The 23,646-nt window shown below is 54.3% G+C and carries 20 protein-coding genes and 5 tRNA genes; 16 read left to right on the forward strand and 9 right to left on the reverse strand.

Features of this window, described 5'->3' with window-relative positions; genetic code table 11:
• The 3 genes from prmC to hemA are packed head-to-tail and all read right to left on the reverse strand — an operon-like array spanning position 1 to position 3,247.
• Positions 1-849, reverse strand: a complete 849-nt coding sequence (prmC, locus tag AC5TBW_RS13165; RefSeq protein WP_495508998.1) for a peptide chain release factor N(5)-glutamine methyltransferase — start codon at positions 847-849, stop codon at positions 1-3.
• On the reverse strand, positions 849-1,937 hold the full coding sequence (prfA, locus tag AC5TBW_RS13170; protein ID WP_495508999.1) for a peptide chain release factor 1: 1,089 nt from the start codon (positions 1,935-1,937) through the stop codon (positions 849-851). Before prfA ends, prmC begins: the two co-directional genes overlap by 1 nt.
• Positions 1,934-3,247 (reverse strand): glutamyl-tRNA reductase, encoded by a 1,314-nt coding sequence (hemA, locus tag AC5TBW_RS13175; protein WP_495509000.1) that lies wholly within the window; start codon positions 3,245-3,247, stop codon positions 1,934-1,936. The genes prfA and hemA overlap by 4 nt, the downstream gene beginning before the upstream one ends.
• Before the next feature lie 253 nt (positions 3,248-3,500).
• On the opposite strand from hemA, the gene AC5TBW_RS13180 reads away from it, so the two are divergent.
• The 9 genes from AC5TBW_RS13180 (at position 3,501) to AC5TBW_RS13220 (ending at position 10,892) form a co-directional block, all read left to right on the forward strand.
• Positions 3,501-5,336 (forward strand): tetratricopeptide repeat protein, encoded by a 1,836-nt coding sequence (locus AC5TBW_RS13180; RefSeq protein ID WP_495509001.1) that lies wholly within the window; start codon positions 3,501-3,503, stop codon positions 5,334-5,336.
• A gap of 73 nt (positions 5,337-5,409) precedes the next feature.
• On the forward strand, positions 5,410-6,057 hold the full coding sequence (lolB, locus tag AC5TBW_RS13185) for a lipoprotein insertase outer membrane protein LolB (RefSeq protein WP_495509002.1): 648 nt from the start codon (positions 5,410-5,412) through the stop codon (positions 6,055-6,057).
• 14 nt (positions 6,058-6,071) lie between these two features.
• Complete coding sequence (gene ispE / locus AC5TBW_RS13190) at positions 6,072-6,926, forward strand: 4-(cytidine 5'-diphospho)-2-C-methyl-D-erythritol kinase (RefSeq protein WP_495509003.1); 855 nt, start codon at positions 6,072-6,074, stop codon at positions 6,924-6,926.
• A 49-nt stretch (positions 6,927-6,975) separates the two neighbouring features.
• Positions 6,976-7,050 (forward strand) — tRNA-Gln (locus AC5TBW_RS13195).
• A 58-nt stretch (positions 7,051-7,108) separates the two neighbouring features.
• Positions 7,109-8,050, forward strand: coding sequence for a ribose-phosphate pyrophosphokinase (locus AC5TBW_RS13200; RefSeq protein WP_009287569.1), 942 nt, complete (start codon positions 7,109-7,111; stop codon positions 8,048-8,050).
• Between the two features lie 96 nt (positions 8,051-8,146).
• The gene (locus AC5TBW_RS13205) at positions 8,147-8,791 is read left to right on the forward strand and encodes a 50S ribosomal protein L25/general stress protein Ctc (protein ID WP_495509004.1); all 645 of its coding nucleotides are present in this window, start codon (positions 8,147-8,149) and stop codon (positions 8,789-8,791) included.
• 174 nt (positions 8,792-8,965) lie between these two features.
• On the forward strand, positions 8,966-9,553 hold the full coding sequence (gene pth / locus AC5TBW_RS13210; protein WP_495509005.1) for an aminoacyl-tRNA hydrolase: 588 nt from the start codon (positions 8,966-8,968) through the stop codon (positions 9,551-9,553).
• 103 nt (positions 9,554-9,656) lie between these two features.
• Positions 9,657-10,748, forward strand: a complete 1,092-nt coding sequence (ychF, locus tag AC5TBW_RS13215) for a redox-regulated ATPase YchF (protein WP_007113453.1) — start codon at positions 9,657-9,659, stop codon at positions 10,746-10,748.
• 67 nt (positions 10,749-10,815) lie between these two features.
• Positions 10,816-10,892 (forward strand) — tRNA-Met (locus AC5TBW_RS13220).
• A 67-nt stretch (positions 10,893-10,959) separates the two neighbouring features.
• Here the strand turns inward: AC5TBW_RS13220 and AC5TBW_RS13225 are convergent.
• The gene (locus tag AC5TBW_RS13225) at positions 10,960-12,279 is read right to left on the reverse strand and encodes a M18 family aminopeptidase (protein ID WP_495509006.1); all 1,320 of its coding nucleotides are present in this window, start codon (positions 12,277-12,279) and stop codon (positions 10,960-10,962) included.
• A 138-nt stretch (positions 12,280-12,417) separates the two neighbouring features.
• Between AC5TBW_RS13225 and AC5TBW_RS13230 the strand changes: the two genes are divergently transcribed.
• A complete protein-coding gene (locus AC5TBW_RS13230; protein ID WP_495509007.1) occupies positions 12,418-14,538 on the forward strand; it encodes a carboxy terminal-processing peptidase in 2,121 nt (706 codons plus the stop codon).
• Positions 14,539-14,600: 62 nt separating this feature from the next.
• Here the strand turns inward: AC5TBW_RS13230 and AC5TBW_RS13235 are convergent, their stop codons facing one another.
• The 4 genes from AC5TBW_RS13235 to AC5TBW_RS13250 form a co-directional block, all read right to left on the reverse strand.
• Positions 14,601-14,966 (reverse strand): metalloregulator ArsR/SmtB family transcription factor, encoded by a 366-nt coding sequence (locus tag AC5TBW_RS13235; protein WP_495509008.1) that lies wholly within the window; start codon positions 14,964-14,966, stop codon positions 14,601-14,603.
• A 227-nt stretch (positions 14,967-15,193) separates the two neighbouring features.
• A tRNA-Asn gene (locus AC5TBW_RS13240) sits at positions 15,194-15,269 on the reverse strand.
• 65 nt (positions 15,270-15,334) lie between these two features.
• Positions 15,335-15,410 (reverse strand) — tRNA-Asn (locus AC5TBW_RS13245).
• 61 nt (positions 15,411-15,471) lie between these two features.
• Positions 15,472-15,547: transfer RNA gene (locus AC5TBW_RS13250), tRNA-Asn, on the reverse strand.
• 199 nt (positions 15,548-15,746) lie between these two features.
• On the opposite strand from AC5TBW_RS13250, the gene miaB reads away from it, so the two are divergent.
• The 5 genes from miaB to lnt all read left to right on the forward strand — a co-directional run bounded on the left by miaB (position 15,747) and on the right by lnt (position 21,366).
• Positions 15,747-17,090: a tRNA (N6-isopentenyl adenosine(37)-C2)-methylthiotransferase MiaB gene (gene miaB, locus AC5TBW_RS13255; protein ID WP_495509009.1), complete on the forward strand. Its 1,344-nt coding sequence runs from the start codon at positions 15,747-15,749 to the stop codon at positions 17,088-17,090.
• Between the two features lie 98 nt (positions 17,091-17,188).
• Complete coding sequence (locus AC5TBW_RS13260) at positions 17,189-18,268, forward strand: PhoH family protein (protein WP_495509010.1); 1,080 nt, start codon at positions 17,189-17,191, stop codon at positions 18,266-18,268.
• Positions 18,265-18,771 carry an rRNA maturation RNase YbeY gene (gene ybeY / locus AC5TBW_RS13265; RefSeq protein ID WP_495509011.1) on the forward strand — a complete coding sequence of 169 codons (507 nt, stop codon included), beginning with the start codon at positions 18,265-18,267 and terminating at the stop codon, positions 18,769-18,771. Before AC5TBW_RS13260 ends, ybeY begins: the two co-directional genes overlap by 4 nt.
• Before the next feature lie 148 nt (positions 18,772-18,919).
• Complete coding sequence (locus AC5TBW_RS13270) at positions 18,920-19,825, forward strand: CorC family transporter (protein ID WP_495509012.1); 906 nt, start codon at positions 18,920-18,922, stop codon at positions 19,823-19,825.
• 62 nt (positions 19,826-19,887) lie between these two features.
• The gene (gene lnt, locus AC5TBW_RS13275; RefSeq protein ID WP_495509013.1) at positions 19,888-21,366 is read left to right on the forward strand and encodes an apolipoprotein N-acyltransferase; all 1,479 of its coding nucleotides are present in this window, start codon (positions 19,888-19,890) and stop codon (positions 21,364-21,366) included.
• An 84-nt stretch (positions 21,367-21,450) separates the two neighbouring features.
• Here the strand turns inward: lnt and AC5TBW_RS13280 are convergent, their stop codons facing one another.
• On the reverse strand, positions 21,451-22,512 hold the full coding sequence (locus tag AC5TBW_RS13280; protein WP_495509014.1) for an NAD(P)-dependent alcohol dehydrogenase: 1,062 nt from the start codon (positions 22,510-22,512) through the stop codon (positions 21,451-21,453).
• A gap of 232 nt (positions 22,513-22,744) precedes the next feature.
• Between AC5TBW_RS13280 and AC5TBW_RS13285 the strand changes: the two genes are divergently transcribed.
• Positions 22,745-23,638, forward strand: a complete 894-nt coding sequence (locus AC5TBW_RS13285; protein ID WP_495509015.1) for an AraC family transcriptional regulator — start codon at positions 22,745-22,747, stop codon at positions 23,636-23,638.
• The last annotated feature ends 8 nt before the right edge of the window (positions 23,639-23,646 follow it).

The following is a 23,646-nucleotide window of genomic DNA, read 5'->3' on the forward strand; positions in this document are numbered from 1 at the left end:
TTAAAGGTGCCCTAGGGTAACCCGTTCATGCCCTCCCAGGTCACGAACACTTTCAACGTTCTGATAGCCAGCGCTGCTCAATGCCATGCGTACCTTTTCCGCTTGGGCATAGCCGTGCTCAAGAAGCAGCCAGCCGGACGCTGTTAAATAGTGTCGAGCGGACTGCACCAGGTGCAACAAATCCGCCATGCCATCAGCGTTTGCAACCAGCGCCGAAAGAGGTTCAAAGCGCACATCGCCTTCAGCAAGATGAGGGTCATCGGCCGCAATATAAGGCGGGTTACTAACGATAATATCGAAAAGCATATCGGCCTCAGCATAGCTTTCCAGCGCGCCGAACCAATCACTCTGCAAAAATTGCGCATTCATCACGCCCAACGCTTTCGCGTTTCTGGCTGCCAGCTCAACCGCCTCATTACGCACGTCCACACCTAGCACTTTCCAGCAGGGCTGCTCACTGGCAAACGCCAGCGCAATAGCTCCTGTGCCTGTTCCAAGGTCAAGCAGTCGACCAGCAGGAAGCGTCGCTCGACTAAGCGCAAGCTCGACTAATGTTTCAGTATCGGGACGGGGAATTAACGTATTGGGAGAGGTCTCTAAACGCAGGCCCCAAAATTCGCGCTCACCGGTAAGATAAGCTACCGGCGTTCCCTGGGCACGTGCGGCAACTAACGCATCGAAGCGGGCCTGCTCCCATAGGGGGCACGCTTTATCCCCCCAAGTGTAAAGCCAGGTACGATCTCGCTTGAGGACATGACACATCAGGACTTCAGCATCCACACGCGGTGAGATAGACCCCGCTGCGTGCAACCGCTGGGCAGCCTGCTTCAGCAGCGCATCAAGCGACATCAGGCGTCCTGAAGGGCTGAAAGCTGTTCCGCTTGGTACTCGTGAATCAGCGGATTAATCACGTCGTCCAACTGCTCGCCGCTGACCACTTCATTCAGTTTGTACAGGGTCAAGTTAATGCGATGGTCGGTAATCCTGCCCTGCGGGAAGTTGTAGGTGCGGATACGTTCGCTACGATCCCCTGAGCCCACCAGCGAGCGGCGGGCATCAGCCTGCTCCTGACGCTGGGAATCCACCGCGTTGCGTTTAAGCTTCGCTGCCAGCAGCGACATCGCCTTGGCGCGGTTTTTGTGCTGGCTACGCTCTTCCTGACACTCCACTACCACACCAGTCGGCAGGTGAGTAATGCGGATCGCGGAATCGGTGGTGTTAACGTGCTGACCACCAGCACCGCTGGAACGGTAAGTATCCACGCGCAAATCGGTCGGGTTGATATCGATGTCCCCCACATCATCGACTTCAGGCATGACCGCAACGGTGCAGGCAGACGTGTGAATGCGGCCCTGTGATTCGGTCGCAGGTACGCGCTGAACTCGGTGGGCGCCAGACTCGAACTTCAGTTGGGCATAAACACCATCGCCTTTGACACGGGAAATAATCTCTTTGTAACCACCCTGCTCGCCATGGCTAGCGCTAACAATCTCGACCCGCCAGCCGCGCTTTTCCGCATAGCGTGAATACATACGAAACAGATCACCAGCAAAGATGGCGGCCTCGTCACCCCCCGTACCGGCACGAACTTCTAAAAACACCCCACGCCCATCATCGGGGTCTTTGGGTACCAATAGACGTTTAAGCTCGGTATCTAGCTCGGCTAATTTTTCGCGCCCTTCGCTAAGCTCCATCTCTGCCAGTTCACGCATATCAGCGTCGCTATCGCGGCTAAGCTGCTCGGCTTCATCCATATTGGTTTCGATATCACGATAACGCTGCCAAGCTGCCACTAGCTCTTCCAGCTCAGAATATTCACGTGAGTAGTCGCGAAAACGCTGCTGGTTATTGATCACTTCAGGATCTGACAGCAGCATCGCCAGCTCTTCAAAACGTTCTGTAAAGCTGTCTAAGCGTTGGCGCAAAGTCTCTTTCATGCGGGCGTATCATCCTTCTGGCGGTTAGCCGGGGGCGCAGGCGTGGTTTCAAAGGCTGGTTTTATTGGCAGCAGCAGGCGCGGTGCGGCATTCAGCAAGTCGTGATGCTCTGCTGATGCAGCATCACGTATGGCTTGAGTCGGCTGGTGCAGCAGGCGGTTGGTCAACTGATGCGCCAAGCGCTCAATGACTTTAGCAGGATCTTCACCACGCGCCAGCCGCTCTAACGCTTGATCGCGTGAAAGATCACGCAGCGCTTCGCCATGCTGACGATAGTCGCGAATCAACTCTCCGCCGTTGCGAATGCGTCGCTCATGCTGCCAACTGCCCACCCCGTGTTCAATCAGCGACTCAGCTTGATCGGCGGCGACTTGACGATGGCGGCGATTCTCTTGAATCACCTCTTCTAGATCGTCAACGGTATAAAGGAATACATCAGCCAGCTCGCCCACTTCGGGTTCGATGTCCCGCGGGACGGCAATATCGACCATAAACACCGGCCTGTGGCGGCGTTTCTTGAGCGCCCGCTCCACCATACCTTTACCGAGAATAGGTAGCGGAGCCGCGGTGGACGAGATAACGATATCGGCATGCTCCAGGGCGTCAGGAATTTCCTGCAGGGTAATCGCCGTACCACCCAAGGGGCCTGCCACTAATTCGGCGCGCTCACGGGTGCGATTGGCGACGGTAAGCTGGCGAACGCCTGCTTCGTGTAAATGACGGGCGACCAGTTCAATGGTTTCACCAGCGCCAATTAGTAGTGCGCGTGAACGGCTAAAATCATCAAAAATACGGCTGGCCATACTGACCGCCGCGTAGGCTACTGACACTGGATTTTTACCGATACCCGTTTCGGTACGTACCTGCTTGGCCACCGCAAAGGTATGCTGAAACAGGCGCTCTAGCTCACCACCCAAGCCTTTTGACTGCCTGGCCTGTTGGTAAGCATCTTTCAATTGACCCAGTATCTGCGGTTCGCCCAGCACCATAGAGTCCAGACCCACCGCCACGCGCATTAAATGGCGCGCCGCATCGTTGTCTAAATAATGATAGGCACAGCGAGTCAGCTCATCGACGCGCAAGTTATGGAAGCGTCCGAGCCAATTCAATACCGCCTGTTCGCCAGCAGCATCCGTGACGCAATAAAGCTCCGTGCGGTTGCAGGTCGATAGCACCGCGGCTTCACTGATTTGTGGCAGGTTACGCAATTCATCCAGCGCGGTTTCAAGCTGCGCGGGTGAAAAAGCTACCTGCTCACGCACGGCCACGCTGGCGGTACGATGATTTATTCCCAGGGCAAGAAGCGTCATGCGTTATGCGTCTTCGCTAGTGTGTCGGACTTTCGCCGACCGCCGATCTTAAGCGGCCGCACCGTCAATTAGGGCTTGCTATAACAAGTCTTAGGGGTGGCTCAAGCGGTGCATATAAGTATGCATAAAGATTGCAGGCCACTTTTTCAAGGAGGAACATTCTATCACAGCAGGCTATCATCTGGCCCACACCACTTTGCCGCAGGCATGCAAGCCGCTATGCTGAGCAATCGGCCACTTAATCGAGAGACGCATGCGACCTCGTTCTACACTTCTGGGCTCTACTGTTTTGGGCTTCACACTACCGAGCTTTTCATTCTCGGGCTTGGCTTTAAGGCAATCAACGCTGCTACCCGTGGCCGCTGCTGCGCTGCTGTTGAGCGGCTGCCAATCCACCTCTAGCCCGCAACATGGTCCTCTTGGCGCTTGGGCCGACGACCCGATGCGCGAAGCGCCTCCGATTACCCGTGGGCTAGATGCCGCTGGGCTCAGCACGCTGCTCAGCGCTGAACTTGCTGGCCAGCGCGGCGATTATCGCTCGGCAAGCCAGGGATATCTGGAGGCGGCGCAACGCTACCAAGAGCCAGCGCTTGCCGAGCGCGCGACCTTCGCTGCCCGCTTTGGCAATGAAGCTTCATTGATTGAGGCTTCAGCACTACGTTGGCGTGAGCTAGCTCCCCAGGCAGAAGCGCCCAATCGCTTACTGGCGGCATTTTCCCTACAGCGGGGTGATTGGCTCGACAGCCTTGAGCAGCGTCTTGATATTGCTGAAGCAGGCGGTCATGGCGACTTGACCGCTTTTGCAGAGATTGCGGTAGCTGAGGAAGCGCCACTCACGTTAATTGCTCAACAACTCCGCGAGCACCTAGCTCGACCCAACGCTGACCAGTTGGAACACCATAGCGATGTATTGCTAGGCACAGCCTTAATAGAGGCAGCGCTTGGCGACACAGCGCTTGCCCAGCGACGGCTGGATCAAGTTGAGCTACTCGACCCTGAATCTGCCGCTTTATGGCTGGTGAGAGCCCGCCTTGCGCTAGAGGTTGAAGATTACCCGACCGCTCAACGTGCGGCACGGCAAGGCCTGGAACTTGCACCCGATGATGTACGATTTATCTTACTACTCGCGCAAGCAGAAATTCGCCTTAACAACATTAGTGCTGCCGAGATACAAACCAATGCGTTGCTAGAAAGCCATGGTGGCAACCAGGATCTGCGCTTATCGCTGGCTCAGCTCTACTTGGAGGAGGGACACCCCGAACCCGCTAAACGCTTGCTTCAGCCGCTAATCGGTCAATCTGATGTGCCGAATCTTGCCTATTACCTACTGGGCGCTATTACCCAAGCACAAAACGATACCGATAACGCGCTGCTTTATTACCGTCAAGTCAGCGAGGGTGATGAATTCTTGCCTGCTCGTGCGGCGGCCGCGCAAATGTTGATCAAGGAAGATCGCCTACTAGATGCCCGGGCGTTTCTGCGCATTGAGCGCATGCGCTATGACAGTTACTTTACCGAACTGGTAATCCTCGAAGTTCAACTTCTGGACGAGATAAACCAACCGGCGGATGCAAATGCGCTACTGGATCGCGAAATTAGCCGTACGCCCGATGATGCCTCGCTGCTTTATATGCGCGCCATGCGCCGCTGGGCAGAAAGTAACATTGCGGGAATGGAGCAAGATTTACGCCAGATTCTTCGCACCGATCCCAACAATTCAGAAGCGCTCAATGCGCTAGGGTATACGCTGGCAGACCTTGATTTACCAGACCGTTTACAAGAGGCTTTTGAGCTTATCGAGCGCGCCTACGAAGCCGACCCTGACAATCCTGCCGTACTCGATAGTATGGGCTGGGTGTATTTTCGGCTTGGACAGCCTGATGAAGCACTTCTCTGGCTTGAAAGTGCCTACATACAGCTACCTGATCAAGAAGTTGCCGCGCACCTTGCCGAAGTATTGCAGGCCTTGGGGCGCGACGAGGAAGCACGACGATTGATCCAGCAAATTATGCAACGAACCAACCTGCATCCGCAGATTGACGACTTACTGGAACGCTATCCTGAACTAACGCCACCAGGGGCCCCCTAACCCTGCAAACCGCCTTATTATGTGCACCAATCATGTTACCCTTGCGCCGACACACCAAACATGGAGCCTGTTTATGTTGACACTGACGTCCCCCTCACCGCGCTGGTCACTAGCGCGCCACTCTTCACGCCTTTGGGCTGCGGGCATTGCCCTATTACTACTCGCAGGGTGTGCATCCCAGGCCCCCGTAGATGAAAGCGGCCGTCAAGCAGGCCAGTGGGAGCGCCAATTGGCTGAGGTTGAAGCATTCGACACCTGGACACTGGTCGGCAAAGCGGGCTTGCGAACCTCTGAAGAGAATGTCAGCGCCAACCTGGACTGGAATCAAACCCCCTACTATTTCCGCATGCTGATCAGTGGCCCGTTTGGCGGCGGGCGCAATGTGCTTGAAGGTCGCGAGGGGCGCTTTTCCCTGTCGAACAGCGAAGGGCGTTTTGAAGCAGAAACCCCAGAAGCGTTGATGCAGGAACAGCTTGGCTGGGCGCTTCCTGTGAGCGCTATGCCTGACTGGGTACGCGGACTACCCGGTGACCATGATAGTTTCCAGTTAGAAACCGATGAGTTTGGCTTCCCGAGCCATCTTGTCCAAGACGGCTGGGAAATCGACTACCGCGACTGGGAGAGAGTCGACGATTTATGGCTGCCACGGCGCATGGTCATGAATTACGACGATGTACGCATTACGTTGGTCGTCAACCAGTGGCAAGCTAGCGAAGAGTAAAGGTAACCGTTTCAATGAACGCGCCATTAACGCTTCCAGCACCGGCCAAACTTAACCGCATGTTGCATATCGTGGGCCGTCGAGAAGACGGCTACCACACGCTGCAAACACTCTTTCAGTTCATCGATCTTAATGATCACCTGACACTGGCTTCCCGGGATGACGGCGTAATCCAACTAACCGGTGCTATCGAAGGTGTCCATCACGATGACAACCTGATCGTTCGCGCCGCGCGTCTGCTTCAGCATCACAGCCGTACCCCGCTAGGCGCTACGCTGGCTATCGACAAGCAATTGCCTATGGGAGGCGGCTTGGGCGGCGGCAGCTCAAACGCGGCCACCACTCTTCTTGGCCTTAATCACCTGTGGCAGCTCAACCTGCCATTTGATGAATTAGCACATCTAGGGCTCCAGCTGGGTGCCGATGTCCCTGTGTTTATCTACGGCCATAGTGCTTGGGCTGAAGGGGTAGGCGAGCAGCTTACCGCAGTGACACTTGATACCCCCTGGTTCGTCATTATCCACCCAGGCATAAACGTTTCTACGCCGGGGGTCTTCCAAGACCCGCAATTGACACGTGACAGCCGCCCCATTACTATGGCGCGCGCACTGCAGGGGGGAGCGCCGGAGTGGCGCAACGACTGTGAAGCCGTAGTAAAGAAGCGCTATCCGCCAATTGCGGAAGCCCTTCACTGGCTGGCACAGCACGCACCTAGTCGGTTGACCGGCACGGGCGCTTGTGTGTTTGCTGCTTTTGAGACTCAGCAATCGGCACAAGCCATCGCGCAACTAGCGGCTCAACATTGGCCGACATGGGTAGCACGCGGGCTCAACACCTCCCCCCTACATGATGCTCTGGGCTATTTATAGTCCCGCTCTGGGCAGCTAAAAGCGCCCGGTCAGCGCGTTAGGTTATTGCTGGGGTATCGCCAAGTGGTAAGGCACCGCTTTTTGGTAGCGGCATTCCCAGGTTCGAATCCTGGTACCCCAGCCAACCCAACAATGGCCTGCGTTTTTACCCCTGATTCCCAACACTGCAAAGGTGGCTGCGCGTGTCAAAATTGATGGTTTTCGCCGGGAATGCTAATCCCGCACTCGCTCAAAAAATTGCCGAGAGCTTAGACAGCCGTATGGGCAACGCTACGGTGGGTCAATTCAGCGACGGTGAAATTGCAGTCGAGATCAATGAGAACGTGCGCGGTAAGGATGTTTTCATCCTGCAATCCACCTGTGCACCGACGAATGACAATTTGATGGAGTTGATTTTGATGGTCGACGCACTGCGTCGCGCCTCGGCAACTCGCATTACCGCGGTACTGCCCTACTTTGGCTATGCCCGCCAGGATCGCCGCGTGCGCTCCGCACGGGTGCCGATTTCCGCCAAAGTAGTGGCGGACATGATGGTTAAAGCAGGCGTTGACCGCGTGATGACCATGGATCTGCACGCTGATCAGATCCAAGGCTTCTTTGATGTTCCGGTCGATAACGTCTACGGTTCACCCATCCTGCTGGATGATATCGAGCGTCAGAATTACAGCGACCTCGTCGTGGTTTCTCCTGATGTAGGCGGCGTTGTTCGCGCCCGCGCTATTGCCAAACAGCTGAATGCCGATCTCGCCATTATCGATAAGCGTCGCCCCCAGGCTAACCAAGCCCAGGTGATGCATATCATTGGTGAAATTGAAGGCCGCACCTGTGTCGTGGTCGACGATATGATCGACACCGCAGGCACGCTATGCAAAGCCGGTGAAGCGCTCAAAGATCACGGCGCCAAGCGCGTCGTGGCTTATGCAACGCATCCGATTTTATCCGGTCCAGCGGTTGATAACATTACCAACTCCGTACTGGATGAAGTGGTGGTGACCGACACCATCCCGCTCTCTGACGTTGCACGTCGAAGCGGTAAAATTCGCCAGTTGAGCGTTGCCGGTCTGATCGCAGAAGCGATTCGTCGGGTCAGCAACGAAGAATCTGTCAGCGCGATGTTCCATTAATCGGCTGACGATACAGCCCCCTTTTGGGGCCACGGAAACGTCGACGTCTGGTCGCGGTCGGCGGCGTCTTCCTTACTTAAACTAAGAGGCAATTCCATGTCTGATTTTATCCTAAAAGCCAGCGTTCGTAACGACCTGGGGAAAGGTGCGAGCCGCCGCCTGCGTCGTGCGAACCAGCAAGTACCTGCCGTTGTATACGGTGGCGAAAAAGGCGCGCAGTCTATCTCTGTCGAAAAAACCGCTTTCTACAAGGCGATTGAAGACGAGTCTTTCTTCTCCTCGGTCATCAAACTGATGATTGAAGGTAAAGAAGAGCAAGTGGTTGTTCGTGACCTGCAGCGTCACCCGTTCAAGCCGCTGCTGACCCACGCCGACTTCCTGCGCGTTGATGCAACTCACGAAATCACCATGAACGTGCCACTGCACGTAACGGGCGAAGAAGCGTGCGTAGGCATTAAAGACCAAGGCGGTGAACTGCACGTACTGGCCAACGAAGTTGCGATCAGCTGCTTGCCGAAAGACCTGCCTGATTACTTGGAAATCGACATCTCTGGTGTTGAAATTGGCACCACGCTGCACCTGTCTGATCTTGCACTGCCGGCTGGCGTCACATCTGTTGACCTGTCTCACGGCGAAGATCACGACAACGCCATTCTCAACGTCACCAAGATGAAAGAGCGTCTTGAAGAAGATGATGAAGAAGGTGAAAGCGAAGGCGAAGAAGACACCAGCGCCGAGTAAGCAGTCCCGTTAAGCATTCTCAGAGGGCCATGCCTGCATGGCCCTCGTGATGCTGACATGATGTTAGAATCAAGCGCCTCGGCGCTTGATTTTTTTTAGGCCCGACGCTGGCGCGGCGTCAACAATGCCTTCTGGACAGTTTGGTCTTCCAGATATTTTGCATGAGGTGCGAAGATGAGCCAGGTAACAGCCATTATTGGATTAGGTAACCCCGGCGCGGAGTACGACGCCACGCGCCATAACGCCGGCTTCTGGCTAGTAGACGCCATTGCGCATAGCGCCCATGCGGAGCTACGCCCGGAAAAGAAATTTTTCGGCCACTACGCCAAAGTACGCCTAGGTGACCATGAGCTGCACCTACTCAACCCCGCCACCTTTATGAACCGCAGTGGTGCCGCGGTGGCAGCCTTAAGTCAATTTTTCAAACTGGCTCCTGAAAACTTGCTGGTCGCCCATGATGAACTTGACCTTCCTCCCGGCCAGGCACGCTACAAAACTGGCGGTGGGCACGGTGGTCACAACGGCCTGCGCGATATTATCAGTGCATTAGGCGGTCAGAAGCAGTTTCACCGAGTACGGATTGGCATTGGCCACCCCGGTGAAGCTCGTCAGGTTACTAATTATGTACTAGGGCGCCCCGGCAAGACCGAACACGAAGCCATTGTTCGCGCCCTGGATGAGTGCATCGCCACACTTCCGCTAGCGCTCGCAGGTGACTGGGCCAAAGCCATGAACCAGTTACACAGCCTCAAGCCAGAGTAGACTCATTCGAAAGCTGGCGAGTGCTACCGGTGGCTGACGGCTAGCGCATCTCGTAGAATGGCGGTTACTTTTACGCCCTACCATCTTTTTTCAGGAACATTTTATGGGTTTTAATTGCGGCATCGTCGGTCTGCCCAACGTCGGCAAGTCGACACTATTTAATGCGCTGACGAAGTCAGGCATCGATGCAGAAAACTTCCCCTTCTGCACCATTGAGCCGAACGTCGGTATTGTTCCGATGCCCGACCCGCGTCTTGATAAGCTTGCCGAGATCGTCAAACCGCAAAAAGTGCTGCCGACCACCATGGAGTTCGTTGATATCGCGGGCTTGGTCGCTGGCGCTTCCAAAGGCGAAGGCTTGGGCAACAAATTTCTGGCTAACATCCGTGAAACCCAGGCAATTGCCCACGTGGTGCGCTGCTTCGATAACGACAATGTTATCCACGTAGCCAATCAGGTCGATCCTCGTGCGGACATCGAAACGATCAATTTAGAGTTGGCGCTGGCCGACCTGGATACCGTCGAAAAAGCCAGTCAACGCCTGGTTCGTTCGGTAAAAGGCGGCGATAAAGACGCTATTGCCACTAAGGCGATTCTTGATCGTATTCAGCCCCACGTTGCAGAGGGCTTGCCGCTGCGCAGCTTTGGTTTGAGCGAGGAAGAGCAGCGCCAGGTGAAGAGCTTCGGCTTTTTGACCCTGAAGCCCACCATGTACATCGCTAACGTCAATGAAGACGGTTTCGAAAACAATCCCTACCTGGATATTGTTAATGAAATTGCCGCAGAAGAAGGCGCGCTGGTAGTGCCCGTGTGCAATCAACTGGAAGCTGAAATCGCCGAGTTGGATGATGAAGAACGCTCCATGTTTCTGAGCGAGATGGGCATGGATGAGCCGGGCCTTGACCGAGTCATTCGCGCAGGATACTCGCTACTGGGTCTACAAACCTACTTCACTGCCGGTGTTAAAGAAGTTCGCGCTTGGACAGTAAAAGAGGGTGCAACGGCTCCAGAAGCCGCTGGCGTGATCCACACTGATTTCCAGAAAGGTTTTATCCGTGCTGAAGTTGTCGCCTACGACGATTTTGTATCGCTAGGTGGCGAGCAGGGAGCCAAAGATGCTGGCAAATGGCGCCTGGAAGGCAAGGAATACATTGTCAAAGATGGCGACGTGGTGCACTTCCGTTTTAACGTGTAGTTGGCAAGTCCAGCAATAAAAAATTGACGGGCAGCGGATTTATCAGTATCATTCGCCCCCGTTGAAAGGCTACGTAGCTCAGCTGGTTAGAGCACATCACTCATAATGATGGGGTCCCCTGTTCAAATCAGGGCGTAGCCACCAAAGCTTATAAAAAAGCCCGCTGACTCATGTCAGCGGGCTTTTTGCTTTACTCAATTAGATTCAGTGATTAGCTTAACGTCGGGCGGTTTAAAAATAGCGTCAGGGCGCGAGTTAGGTACTCGACATCTTTAGTGCCTGCGGTTTCTCGAATTGAGTGCATCGCCCACTGGGGCACGCCCACATCAATGGTCGGCACACCTAATTCTGTCGCGGTAATCGGGCCTATTGTGCTGCCACACCCCATATCCGCACGCGTTACAAACGACTGTACCGGCACATCCGCTTCACGACAGACATCCCGGAAAAAAGCGCCCGTAACACTATTAGTGGCGTAACGCTGGCTAGCATTCACTTTGATGACCGGACCACCGTTAATCGCCGGGCCGTGGCGCTCATCATGCTTGTCACGAAAGTTAGGATGCAGCGCATGAGCATTATCGCAAGAGATCATTAACGACGACTGGATCAGCTGGATCAGCGACTCGTCACCGCCCTTCTCGCCGCTCTTCCCACCCACTTGGCTATTAATACGCTTAAGCACATCTGCCAGAAAGGGTCCCTGAGCCCCACAGGCGCTCGCACTACCGACCTCCTCGTGGTCATTAGCCACCAGCACGGCACCTTGACTTCCATCGCTATCCAATAATGCTTCCAACCCCATAAAGCAGGAAAGCAGGTTATCCAGCCGAGCACTCGCTACTAGTTCTTGCTTAACGCCCACCAGCGAGGGTGGCTGAACATCGTAAAAACCGAGCTCGAAATCCACTATTTCAACGTTGCCCAGGCCGTGCTGCTCTTTCAGCCACTGCGCCACCAGCTCAGGCAATGTGGCTGTTTCACTCTGCAGCAACACAGGCGCCATTTGCGTCTGCGGATTTAGCGGGCGACCATTGTTCACATCCCGGTCAAGGTGAATAGCCAAGCTAGGTACGGTGGCAATAGCGCGATCGACATTGAGCAGCACGCTCTCTAAACGCCCATCGGCGTGGCGCACATGCACACGACCGGCTAATCCTAGGTCACGGTCAAACCATGGCGCCAACAGTACACCGCCGTATACCTGTACACCTAACTGCAGCCAGCCAGCAGAGCGCTGAGTAGCGTTAGGCTTTAAATGCAGCCCAGGGCTATCGGTATGAGCACCAATCATGCGTAGCTCAGATAATTTTGACTCAGGCAGTTGAAACGCAATAATGGCTGAGTCATTACGGGTAACGTAGTAGCGTTTGCCTGGTGTAAGCTGCCAGTTCGCTTTTTCTTCCAGCCGCTGAAAACCGGCTTGCTCCAATCGCGAGGCCATATTAAGCGCAGCGTGCCACGGGGTCGGTGATTGGCGCAGAAAATCGCATAGACGTGTTAAACGATCAGCGTTGAAAGTCTCGGACATGGAAATCCTCGTAACAGTAATGATTGAGTCTCATAGCGCAGGCGACCTGCTACAATACTCCCTCGACCTACGCAACTCATGGGTCATATGCGAGTCTAGGGAAGAATGAGTGTACACAAATCCGGGAGAGCTTGACTGATGAGCTTGTTTGCAACGCTTTCGCGTTCGGTCGCCCTGGCTGTCATGCTGGTTGTTACCAGCCCAGCCGCCTTAGCGCAACTTGAGCCGACAGACCAACAACGCCAGGCGGCAGTGGAAATCGCGGACTCGCTCCGCTACGGACACTATGCTGATATAAATTTTGACGAAGCATGGTCACAAGATACATTCCAACGCTATTTGGATATTCTTGACGGCCAGCGCGCCTACCTGCTGCGCAGTGATATCGAGCCCTACCGCCACTTAGAGACTAATATGTCAGACGCCATTTTTAATGGCGACCTGGATGAAGCCTTTGGTCTCTATAATGTGTTTAGCGATCGGCAACGCGCTCGCCTTGAGTCACTGCTTACCCAGCTCGATGAAGGCCTTGATTTTAATTTCGAGAATAATGAACGCTTAGAAATTGATCGCGAGGAGTCCCCATGGGCTTCGCGGCAAAGTGAGCTCGATGAACTATGGCGCAAGCGACTCAAAAATGACGCCCTAACGCTTGCCTTAACCGATCAGGATAATGAGCAGATTGAAACCAATCTGCGCCAGCGTTATGAAGGTCAACTGACGCGCTTGGAGCAAACCGAGTCGGAAGACGTTTTTGGCGTGTTAATGGCAGCAGTCACAAGCAGCATTGACCCGCACACCGGCTACCTCTCTCCCCGCCAGGGTGAGTCATTTGATATCCAGATGAGTCTTTCTCTTGAAGGGATCGGCGCCCTACTTCAATCAGATGGCGAATACGTTAAAGTCGCAAGCTTAGTCTCCGGAGGCCCGGCAGAGCGCGCGGGCGTACTGGAACCCGCAGACCGGATCATTGCGGTTGGCCAGGAAGATGGCGACATGGTCAATGTGGTCGGCATGCGCCTAGACAATGTAGTAGACCTGATTCGCGGGCCCAAAGGCTCTATTGTTCGCCTGGATGTAGTGCCTGCCCAAGCGGTCGATACGACCCGCTCGCAAATCATCGAAATCACCCGCGATACCGTAAGCCTTGAAGATCAGGCCGCCCACGGCGAAGTGATTGAAGTGGAACGCGACGGCGAACCTCACCGTCTTGGCGTGATCAATGTTCCCACGTTCTACGTTGATTTCGACGCCTGGCAAGCCGGAGAAGAGGAGTATCGCAGCACCACGCGCGATGTCGCCAAAGAAGTCGAGCGCCTGAAAGAAGAGGGCGTAGAAGGTATCGTGCTTGACCTGCGCAACAACGGCGGCGGTGCTCTTCAGGAAGCTAACTCGCTCATCGGCCTGTTTATTGACCGCGGCCCCACCGTACAGGTGCGCGACGCCCAGGGACGTATTCAGCTCTATGGCGACAGCGAAGCAGGCACGCTTTATGACGGTCCATTAGGCGTCTTGGTGAATCGCCTCTCCGCCTCCGCCTCGGAAATCTTTGCGGGCGCGATTCAGGACTACGGCCGTGGCTTGGTACTAGGTACGCCAACGTTTGGCAAAGGCACCGTGCAGACGCTTAACGAGCTGAGCCATGGTCAGATCAAGCTAACCCGTGCCAAGTTCTACCGTATTTCTGGCGATAGCACGCAGAACCGGGGCGTAGAGCCGGACATCAACTTCCCCAGTTTAATCGACCCAGAACGTATTGGCGAAAGCAGCCTGGATAATGCACTGGCGTGGGATACCGTTCAAAATGTTCAGTACCGTCGCTACGGCGAGCCTGAAAACGTGCTGGATAAACTCATTGCCCAGCACGATGCACGTGCACAGGATAATGCCAATTTCCGCTATCTAGAACGCCAGTCCACGCTTGCCCGTCAGCTACGCGAGCAGCACACCAGCGTGAGCTTAAATCGCGAACAGCGTCAGCGCGAAATGGAAGCCCAGGAAGCCGAACAGCTCTCCCTGGAAAACCAACGTCGCCGAGCGCTGGGCCTCGATGAACTGGACGAATGGATGGATGCCCGCACAGAAGGTACGGAGGGCATCTCAGAAGGCCTAGACGACGCTGAAACGCCACAAGATGGTGAAGAAAGCGAAGAGGATGAAGCAATGGCCGTGGAACGTGCCCACGTGCTGGAATCCGCTGAAATCCTACTCGATTATGCGCATCTCCAAGAGACGCAACGGTTAGCGGCTAAACGCTAATCTGCTCGAGTAAAAGATCCACGCCGGCCTCCTCATAGGGGTCGGCGTTTTAGTTTGCCCCTTCAGCAAAGCGCCGCAAGACGAGCAGGCCGATCACCCATGCGGGTTAAGCGCTGCGAAAGTGCCGCTAGCTGAGCAGCACTGCCTTGAGCACCCGCTCGAACAATATCGTGGGTCCAGGCAGGCAACCTAGGGGCAAGACGATAGTAGACCCACTGCCCTTCCCGCTGGTCGCTAAGCAGCCCACATTGGCGTAACTGAGCCAAATGCCGCGACACTTTTGGCTGCGACTCCTGCAGCGCATGGGTCATTTCACATACGCAAAGCTCCTGCTCTTGAGCAATCAATAGCACCAGCATCAAACGCGTTTCATCGCTTAAACACTTAAATACCTGCAGCGCCTGGGGCGCAGTGACGTAGCCCACCATAAATTTCCCAAACCAATGGATTATCAAAATAGTTTACGTCACTAAAGCGGTTGACGGTAAGCGCCACTATATCCAGTGTTTAACGGGCTAGAAACGTCAGACACGAAAAAGACGCCGAAGTATTAGCGGGCGTTGGATACGACTACAGATAGAGCAAAGGAGACAAGCGCTTCAATTAACGCACAACAAACATGTCGCTACTGAAAAGCAAATAGGAGGGAATTAGTTGGCTCCTCGAGCAGGACTCGAACCTGCGACCCAATGATTAACAGTCATTTGCTCTACCAACTGAGCTATCGAGGAATCGTGCGCTACCTAAACGGGCAACCGAAAAAGATAGTTAAAGCGGTCATAATAACTTTTCAACTTGGCTCCTCGAGCAGGACTCGAACCTGCGACCCAATGATTAACAGTCATTTGCTCTACCAACTGAGCTATCGAGGAACATTTTAAGTTGTGGTGTGTTAAGCGAAGCCAGATTGCTAATAGACATTAACAATGCGATTGGCTCCTCGAGCAGGACTCGAACCTGCGACCCAATGATTAACAGTCATTTGCTCTACCAACTGAGCTATCGAGGAACTGCTCAAACACGGTGCGTAGTATACCCATAGAAAGATGAGGGTCAAGTATCGATTATAGATGAACGCTAGCCGCTGGTTTCTTCAATCCGTATAATGCGCCTACTAATGATGACGGCTTGGCACCATACTTAAGGCCAACCGCACAAAACACTCCATTCATCCTCGTCCCTTGACGACTCATAGATGACAGGTACCGATGGCGAAGAAGCTCTTCATCAAAACGCACGGCTGCCAAATGAACGAGTACGACTCCTCCCGCATGGCGGATCTACTCGGCGAATCTCACCAGCTCGAACTCACTGATAATGAGCGTGAAGCCGATGTCATTCTGTTAAACACCTGCTCAATTCGGGAAAAAGCGCAGGAGAAAGTTTTTCATCAGCTGGGACGCTGGAAAAAACTTAAGGATGCCAATCCCGATCTAGTGATTGGCGTTGGCGGCTGCGTGGCAAGTCAAGAAGGCGAAGCCATTCGCAAACGGGCGCCGCACGTAGATATGGTATTTGGGCCACAAACCCTTCATCGCGTTCCTTCGATGCTGGATGCTCGCAGCAACAATCAGATTGCCGCCGTGGATGTCACTTTTCCTGAAATTGAAAAGTTCGACCATTTACCTAAGCCTAGCTCCGATGGCGCCACCGCCTTCGTATCGATCATGGAAGGCTGTTCCAAGTACTGCACCTTCTGCGTGGTGCCCTACACCCGTGGTGAAGAGGTTTCGCGCCCCTTTGAAGCCGTCATGGATGAAGTTATCCATTTGTCTGACCAGGGCGTACGTGAAATTAACTTGCTGGGTCAGAATGTCAACGCTTACCGCGGTGAGAACCAGTTGGGCGATGAGATCGACCTAGCCGAGCTGATTGCTTGCGTAGCGGCGGTCGATGGGATTGATCGCGTCAGGTTCACCACCTCGCACCCGGTGGAGTTTACCGACAGCCTCGTCGACGCCTTTGCCGATATTCCTGAGCTGGTCAGCCACCTTCACCTACCGGTGCAGTCGGGTTCCGACCGTATTCTTACCGCCATGAAGCGCGGGCATACGGCGGCCGAATACATCGAGAAGATGGAGCGCATCCGCGCCAATCGCCCGGATATCAGCTTCTCTTCTGACTTCATTATTGGCTTCCCCGGCGAGACGGAAGAGGATTTTGAGGCCACGATGAACCTGATTCACCAAATCGGCTTCGATCACTCGTTCAGCTTCGTTTACTCTGCACGCCCTGGCACCCCAGCCTCTGGTCTGCTGGATGAAACGCCAGAAAGCGTTAAAAAGCAGCGCTTGGCGATCCTTCAAGAGCGTATCATCCAGCAAACCGCGCAAATTAGCCGCCGCATGGTCGGCAGCACTCAGCGTGTACTGGTGAACGGTTTTTCTCCTCGTGACCCCGGCCAGCTCTCAGGGCGGACAGAGAATAACCGCGTGGTTAACTTCCGCGCCGCTAACCCAACCGAGCTGATCGGCTATTTTGTCGATGTCGAGATCACCGAAGCATTCCCCAACTCGCTGCGCGGTGAACTAGCCTCACCCGAGCGCTATTAATCGTTCTTTCAGCCCAACAATTAACACAGGTAATTGCCCCGGCCTGGGTCGGGGCAGTAAGCTGAACGATACACACACTAACGAGGGGTCCCCCACTCTTGAGCCAGCCAACACCTCAGGCCAATCGCATCATCACCTTAAGCCTTGAACCCAATGATCCGCAGCGCCTTGCTAGCCTTTGCGGCCAGCAGGACGAGCATTTGAAGCTGATTGAAAGCCGCCTGGAAGTGACGCTGCGCAATCGGGGCAATGTGTTTCAATTGGCAGGCCCCGGCAACCGCATTAAGGCAGCGGCGAATGTGTTGGAACACCTCTACCGCGAAACGGCGGCTAGTGAGTTAGACGCTGATACCGTTCACCTGTTCTTGCAGGAGTCGGGGCTTGAAGCGATAGACGATGAAGAGGAAGGTAGCGGCAGCAGTGACGAAGTGATCATGCGCACACCGCGTACCATGATCAAACCTCGCGGCCTAAATCAGCAACGCTACGTTTCAAGTATCCGCGAACACGATATTAATTTTGGCGTTGGCCCTGCGGGCACAGGTAAAACCTACCTAGCGGTCGCTGCCGCAGTTGAAGCACTCAATCAGCAGGAAGTACGGCGTATTCTGCTGGTGCGTCCCGCCGTTGAAGCGGGTGAAAAGCTGGGTTTTCTACCTGGCGATTTAGCTCAGAAAATCGATCCTTATTTGCGCCCGCTGTATGACGCCCTGTATGAGATGATCGGTTTTGAGCAAGTGGCGAAACTGATTGAACGTCAGGTGATTGAGATTGCCCCGCTGGCCTATATGCGCGGTCGTACGCTCAATAACTCCTATATCATTTTGGATGAGAGTCAGAACACCACCCCGGAACAGATGAAAATGTTTCTTACCCGGATAGGCTTTGGCTCTACCGCCGTGATTACCGGCGATGTCACCCAGGTCGATCTACCTAAGGGGCAACGCTCAGGGCTAATTCAGGTGCTCGACGTACTAAAAGACACGCCGGGGATTGGTGTCACGCATTTTGCCGCCAAAGATGTGGTACGTCACCCGCTGGTTCAACGCATTATTGAAGCCTACGACATGTTTGAATCCCAGCAGGAAGTTGAAGAGCGTGCCCGCCGCGAAGTGCGCCAGCAGGAGCGCGATGCCCGCATGCAGTCGCGTGAAGGCTCGTGGGATGGTTCGCGATGAGCGAAGCCAGTGTAGATGGGCTCATCGTTGACCGACAGGCAGCGATCGACGAACCCCTCCTGCCCTCTTTGACACAGCTCACCCACTGGGTGGGCTGTGTTTTTGCACACCACCCTGAAGATCAGCGCCACGAAGTGACGATCCGGTTTGTGGATGAGCGTGAAAGCCAAACGCTTAATCGCGATTACCGCGACAAAGATAAAACCACCAACGTGCTGTCATTTCCGTTTGAAAGCCCTCCGGGTGTCGATTTGCCCCTACTCGGCGACTTGGTGATTTGTCATGCAGTGGTGGCTCATGAAGCCAGCGAGCAAGGCAAACCGCTTGAGCATCACTATGCGCATATGGTCGTGCATGGCATCTTGCATTTAATGGGCTACGATCATATTGATGATGAAGAAGCTGAGGAGATGGAGCAGTTCGAACGTGAGCTGTTGGCCGAGCTGAATATTCCCGATCCCTACTCCGATAGCCTCCAAGCACCCGATGGTGATGACGCCTAAACGCTTACGTCTTGATTATTCGACGATGGTTGCGTTAATTCACGTAACAATGAATCTGGTACTATGCCCCGCTTCAGTGATAAAACAGCTACCTGACGACGTAGCTAACACATAGCAACTGACTGCCAGCAAACGAGAGAATTGACGCATGAGCGAAGACCGATCGAGCAACCCTAATCAAAAATCCTGGCTCGAGAAACTCTTTGGCGCCCTTTCCGGAGACAATGACGAACCCAGCTCACGGGATGAGCTGATGACGTTTTTACGCCATACCGCAGGGAAATTGAAGCTGGATCAAGACGCCATCATGATCATCGAAGGCGCGCTTGAAATCAGCGATCAGCAGGTTCGGGAAGTATTGATACCGCGCTCCCAGGTGTCGGCCATTGCGCTTGACCAAACAAGCGATGGCTATTTGCCCCTTATTCAGGAGACCGGCCACTCCCGTTACCCGGTGATTGGCGAAAACCTGGATGATGTAAAAGGCATTCTACTGGTAAAAGACCTCTTACCACTGCTCTCCCAAACCCAGGCACAGCGAGATGCTTTTAAGCTTGATGACATCTTGCGCCCGGCGATGTTTATCCCTGAATCAAAACGTCTAAACAGCCTGCTTAAAGAGTTTCGTGATACGCACAATCATATGGCGGTTGTCGTTGACGAGTATGGCGGCACCGCAGGCATTATCACCATCGAAGATATTCTTGAGCAGATCGTCGGTGACATCGAAGATGAGCATGATACCGATGAAGAGGACGATATCCGTGAGATTGAAAACGGCCGCTATGCCATTCGCGCGTTAACCCCCATCGAAGACTTTAACGAACGCTTCGACACTGAGTTCTCCGACGACGAGTTCGATACCGTTGGCGGCCTCGTGATGCAGCAATTTGGCCATCTACCTCGGCGCGGTGAACACACCATTCTAGGCGGTTGGCGCTTTGTCATTCTTAATGCCGATACTCGGCGTATTCGTCTGCTCGAAGCCTATCGCGACACTCGTAGTGAAGATGAAAAAGAGAAAGATGAAGACCAGGAAGACACTCGCGATTAGGCTGCGCTAGTCAATTCTCTCTCTGCACATCCTCGACCTTAACCGACGATAGGTTTATCGCTATGGGTTTACCCCCCGCGTTTTTGTTACAGCTGCTTGCTGCCCTGGTGGCAGGCGGTTTTACCACTCTTACGGCTTCTCCTTTTGAGCTTTGGTGGCTGGGCCCGGTGGCAATAGGCTTGCTCTACGTCGGCCTGCACACCTTAACTCCCGCCCAGGCGGCCTTGAAGGGCTGGTTATACGGTGTGGCACTGTTCGCCAGCGGCACCTCCTGGGTCTATGTCTCTATCCACGACTATGGCTATACCGGCGTCCCGTTAGCCGTTTTCCTCACCGCCCTGTTCGTGACGATTTTAGCGCTCTTTTTTGCCGGTACTTTTTGGCTATACCGCCGCTTCACCTCCGCGCGGTTTGCGTTTATTAGCTTTGCCGGTGCCTGGGTATTGGGCGAGGTATTGCGTACCTACCTATTTACCGGCTTTCCATGGCTACTGCTGGGCTCTGGCTACGTCGACTCGCCGCTGGCCGCCTGGGCGCCCGTTGGTGGTGTTTACCTGCTTTCATTACTGGTAGCGCTTAGCGGCACCTTCGCTGCAGAGCTACTCCGCCGTCAATGGTGGGCACTCGCCCCTCTAGCCGCTATTTGGTTAATTCCATTGGCATTGCCGCAGCAGTGGACCACCCCCGTCAGCGAACCTACCCGGGTGGCTCTACTGCAAGGCAATCTGCCTCAGCTATTGAAGTGGACGCCAGAAGGGCAACGCGCGGCGGCGAACACCTATAGCGAACTCACCCGTGAAGTCGCCGACTCAGTTGACCTGATCATCTGGCCTGAGACCGCTCTGCCAATGATGGAAACCCAGGCACGCCCGGTCCTGGAACGCGTGCAAGCGAACCTACCGCCCGATGTCGCCCTGCTGACCGGCATTGTTCAGCGCGACGAACAAGAGCGTTACTTCAATAGCGTGATTGGCGTTGGCAATGTAGAGGGAAGCTACCAGAAAGAGCACCTAGTGCCCTTCGGGGAGTACCTGCCGTTGGAAAGTGTGTTACGTGGGGCGATCGATTTTTTTGATCTTCCCATGTCGACCTTTACCAAAGGTGAGCATGAGCAAATACCGATGCAAGCTGCCGGGATTAATATTGGCAATGCCATTTGCTATGAGATTATTTACCCACAACTCGTCGCTCGCCGCGCCCAAGACAGCGGTGTCATTATGACGGTATCCAATGACACTTGGTTTGGCGCGTCTATCGGGCCCCATCAGCATCTTCAGATGGCACGCCTACGGGCGCTTGAGAATGGGCGTTATGTCGTGCGCGCCACCAGTAACGGCATTACCGCGATTATCGATCCCAATGGTCACATCGTGGAGCGCGCACCGCAGTTCGAAACGACTCTGATAACCGGTGAATTCTACGCCATGGAAGGTTTGACACCGTTTACCCGTTCAGGCAGTTGGCCCGCCTGGCTACTGGCTGGCTTGATGCTGTTACCCGGCGTTGTTGCGCCGCGCCGCAAACGTGAAGTAAAAAGCTGAGCCTTAGTGCTCGCCAGTAGAAAAATGGCCCGCGTTCTTTATAGAACGCGGGCCATTGCGTTGGGTCAAGCGAATGCCAATAAATCAGGCAGCGCTGTTTTTCAACGTCGCCATATCGATCACGAAACGATAGCGTACATCGCCTTTTTCCATGCGCTCGAAGCCTTCGTTAATGTTGTTGATATCCAACATCTCGATATCACAGGTAATGCCTTGGTCAGCGCACAGTTTGAGCAGCTCTTCGGTCTCTGCAATGCCACCAATGAGCGAGCCGGCCACCACACGACGTTTAAAGACCAGGTTGAACGCCTCAATGGCAGGCTCAATGGGCTCCAATAAGCCAACAAGGATATGCGTACCGTCATACTTCAGCGACGTTAGGTAGGGGTTAAGATCGTGCTGTACGGGCACGGTATCGAGCATAAAGTCGAAGGTTTCTGCGACGGCATCCATTTGTGCTTGGTCGCTGGAAACTACCACGTGATCAGCACCGTTGCGCTTCGCTTCTTCAACTTTAGCGTCGGAACGAGTAAAGACCGTAACTTCAGCACCCAGCGCTTTGGCCAGTTTGACGCCCATATGGCCTAAACCACCCATACCGATCACACCGACTTTATGGCCTTTGCCTACACCGTGATGCTTGAGCGGTGAATAGGTTGTCACACCGGCGCAGAGAATCGGCGCTGCTGAGGCTAGATCGATACCATCAGGCATCTGTAGCACAAAGTGCTCGCTCACTACGATAGAGTCGGAGTAGCCACCCTGAGTCATAGTGCCATCCTGACGATCTTCGCTACCGTAGGTCATGGTAAAGCCTTCCAGGCAGTACTGTTCTACGCCATCTTTGCAGGCGGCACAGGTACGGCATGAATCGACCATGCAACCGACCCCTACTAGATCACCGGCTTTAAAACGCGATACTTTATCGCCGACAGCGGTCACGCGTCCGACAATTTCATGGCCGGGCACGACGGGGTACTGACTCATGCCCCAATCGTTACGCGCAAAGTGCAGGTCACTGTGGCAAACGCCGCAGTAAAGAATCTCAATCGCTACGTCATCGGGGCGCGGCTGGCGACGGTCAAAGTTGAACGGTGCTAACGGTTTGTCAGCAGCAAATGCCGCATAGGATTTGGCTTGGTTCATCGGTAGGACTCCCTCTTATCTTTACAACTAGACCTAAAAGACTGCTTTCAAAATCAGCAGTAAACCTCGCGTGCGAGGTATGTCGATAGTATTGGCCTAATCCATGAGGATAGCGATGAACGAAGCTACGCCATTTTTGCCAATTACTCCGATAGCACGTAATAAAATAACAAAAAAAAGCCAAAAATCGTTATGATTATACAATAGCCACCAGAAACTAGAGAGAACGACTATGGCCTCAACCGCTCAGGCTGGCAATGCGCTGGCTGCTGTTATCGCCCCTCTCATTAAGCGTGATGGTATCAGTGACACCCCGCTGCCGGGCGTGTCATTGCTCTGTTTAAGCCGCCATCAGGTTCGGACACCGCTTCTTTACGAGCCAAGCCTGACCATCATTGCCCAGGGACGCAAAGTGGGTTATCTAGGTGATCGCGAAATCTATTACGACCCCGGTCACTATTTAGTCCAAACGCTACCACTGCCCTTTGAGTGTGAAACCTACGGCTCACCGGAAGCCCCGCTGCTGGGCATATCGGTACGCCTGGATCCGGCACTGTTAAGCGAGATGGTCACAGCCATGGGTGATACCGGACATCACGACCAAGCACCGTTGCCAATGGCTTCAGTAGCCATGACAGAGGGCATGCAGGACGCCGTTTTGCGCTTGGCACGCACGCTAAATATAGCGGTAGAGTGCAACACGATGGGCACAGCACGTATCCGTGATGTGGTTTTTGAGGCGCTAAAGGGAGAGCAAAGCCAAGCCTTGAGGGCACTGGTATTGGGCCATGGCAGCTATTCACGCATTGTGCAGGTGCTTTCCAAACTCCATGCTAACGTTGCCCAGGACTTCAGCGTGGAACAGCTGGCTGCACAGGCCAATATGAGTGCGTCGACGTTTCACCAGCACTTTAAGCAGATTACTCGCTCGTCCCCGGCCCAGTATTTGAAACGGCTTCGCTTAATCAAAGCGCAGCAGTTACTGCTGCAGGATAATCACAACGTTAATCAGGCCGCTGCGGCGGTGGGTTACCGCAGCGTGCCTCAGTTTAGCCGCGACTATAAGCGCTACTTTGGCGATACCCCGCTTCAGCATCGCCGTCAAGAGCAGGCATTACGCGCTTAAAACGAGAT

The sequence above is a fragment of the Vreelandella sp. ssv genome, assembly GCF_059448525.1.

What these genes read in the sequence shown, in the direction of transcription:
- AC5TBW_RS13230 (WP_495509007.1), top strand. Translation starts at nt 12,418, where the DNA reads ATGAGCTTGTTTGCAACGCTTTCGCGTTCGGTCGCCCTGGCTGTCATG.
- ychF (WP_007113453.1), top strand. Translation starts at nt 9,657, where the DNA reads ATGGGTTTTAATTGCGGCATCGTCGGTCTGCCCAACGTCGGCAAGTCG.
- AC5TBW_RS13270 (WP_495509012.1), top strand. Translation starts at nt 18,920, where the DNA reads ATGAGCGAAGACCGATCGAGCAACCCTAATCAAAAATCCTGGCTCGAG.
- AC5TBW_RS13180 (WP_495509001.1), top strand. Translation starts at nt 3,501, where the DNA reads ATGCGACCTCGTTCTACACTTCTGGGCTCTACTGTTTTGGGCTTCACA.
- pth (WP_495509005.1), top strand. Translation starts at nt 8,966, where the DNA reads ATGAGCCAGGTAACAGCCATTATTGGATTAGGTAACCCCGGCGCGGAG.
- prfA (WP_495508999.1), bottom strand. Translation starts at nt 1,937, where the DNA reads ATGAAAGAGACTTTGCGCCAACGCTTAGACAGCTTTACAGAACGTTTT.
- hemA (WP_495509000.1), bottom strand. Translation starts at nt 3,247, where the DNA reads ATGACGCTTCTTGCCCTGGGAATAAATCATCGTACCGCCAGCGTGGCC.
- AC5TBW_RS13285 (WP_495509015.1), top strand. Translation starts at nt 22,745, where the DNA reads ATGGCCTCAACCGCTCAGGCTGGCAATGCGCTGGCTGCTGTTATCGCC.
- lolB (WP_495509002.1), top strand. Translation starts at nt 5,410, where the DNA reads ATGTTGACACTGACGTCCCCCTCACCGCGCTGGTCACTAGCGCGCCAC.
- AC5TBW_RS13280 (WP_495509014.1), bottom strand. Translation starts at nt 22,512, where the DNA reads ATGAACCAAGCCAAATCCTATGCGGCATTTGCTGCTGACAAACCGTTA.
- AC5TBW_RS13205 (WP_495509004.1), top strand. Translation starts at nt 8,147, where the DNA reads ATGTCTGATTTTATCCTAAAAGCCAGCGTTCGTAACGACCTGGGGAAA.
- ispE (WP_495509003.1), top strand. Translation starts at nt 6,072, where the DNA reads ATGAACGCGCCATTAACGCTTCCAGCACCGGCCAAACTTAACCGCATG.
- ybeY (WP_495509011.1), top strand. Translation starts at nt 18,265, where the DNA reads ATGAGCGAAGCCAGTGTAGATGGGCTCATCGTTGACCGACAGGCAGCG.
- miaB (WP_495509009.1), top strand. Translation starts at nt 15,747, where the DNA reads ATGGCGAAGAAGCTCTTCATCAAAACGCACGGCTGCCAAATGAACGAG.
- AC5TBW_RS13235 (WP_495509008.1), bottom strand. Translation starts at nt 14,966, where the DNA reads ATGGTGGGCTACGTCACTGCGCCCCAGGCGCTGCAGGTATTTAAGTGT.
- prmC (WP_495508998.1), bottom strand. Translation starts at nt 849, where the DNA reads ATGTCGCTTGATGCGCTGCTGAAGCAGGCTGCCCAGCGGTTGCACGCA.
- AC5TBW_RS13225 (WP_495509006.1), bottom strand. Translation starts at nt 12,279, where the DNA reads ATGTCCGAGACTTTCAACGCTGATCGTTTAACACGTCTATGCGATTTT.
- lnt (WP_495509013.1), top strand. Translation starts at nt 19,888, where the DNA reads ATGGGTTTACCCCCCGCGTTTTTGTTACAGCTGCTTGCTGCCCTGGTG.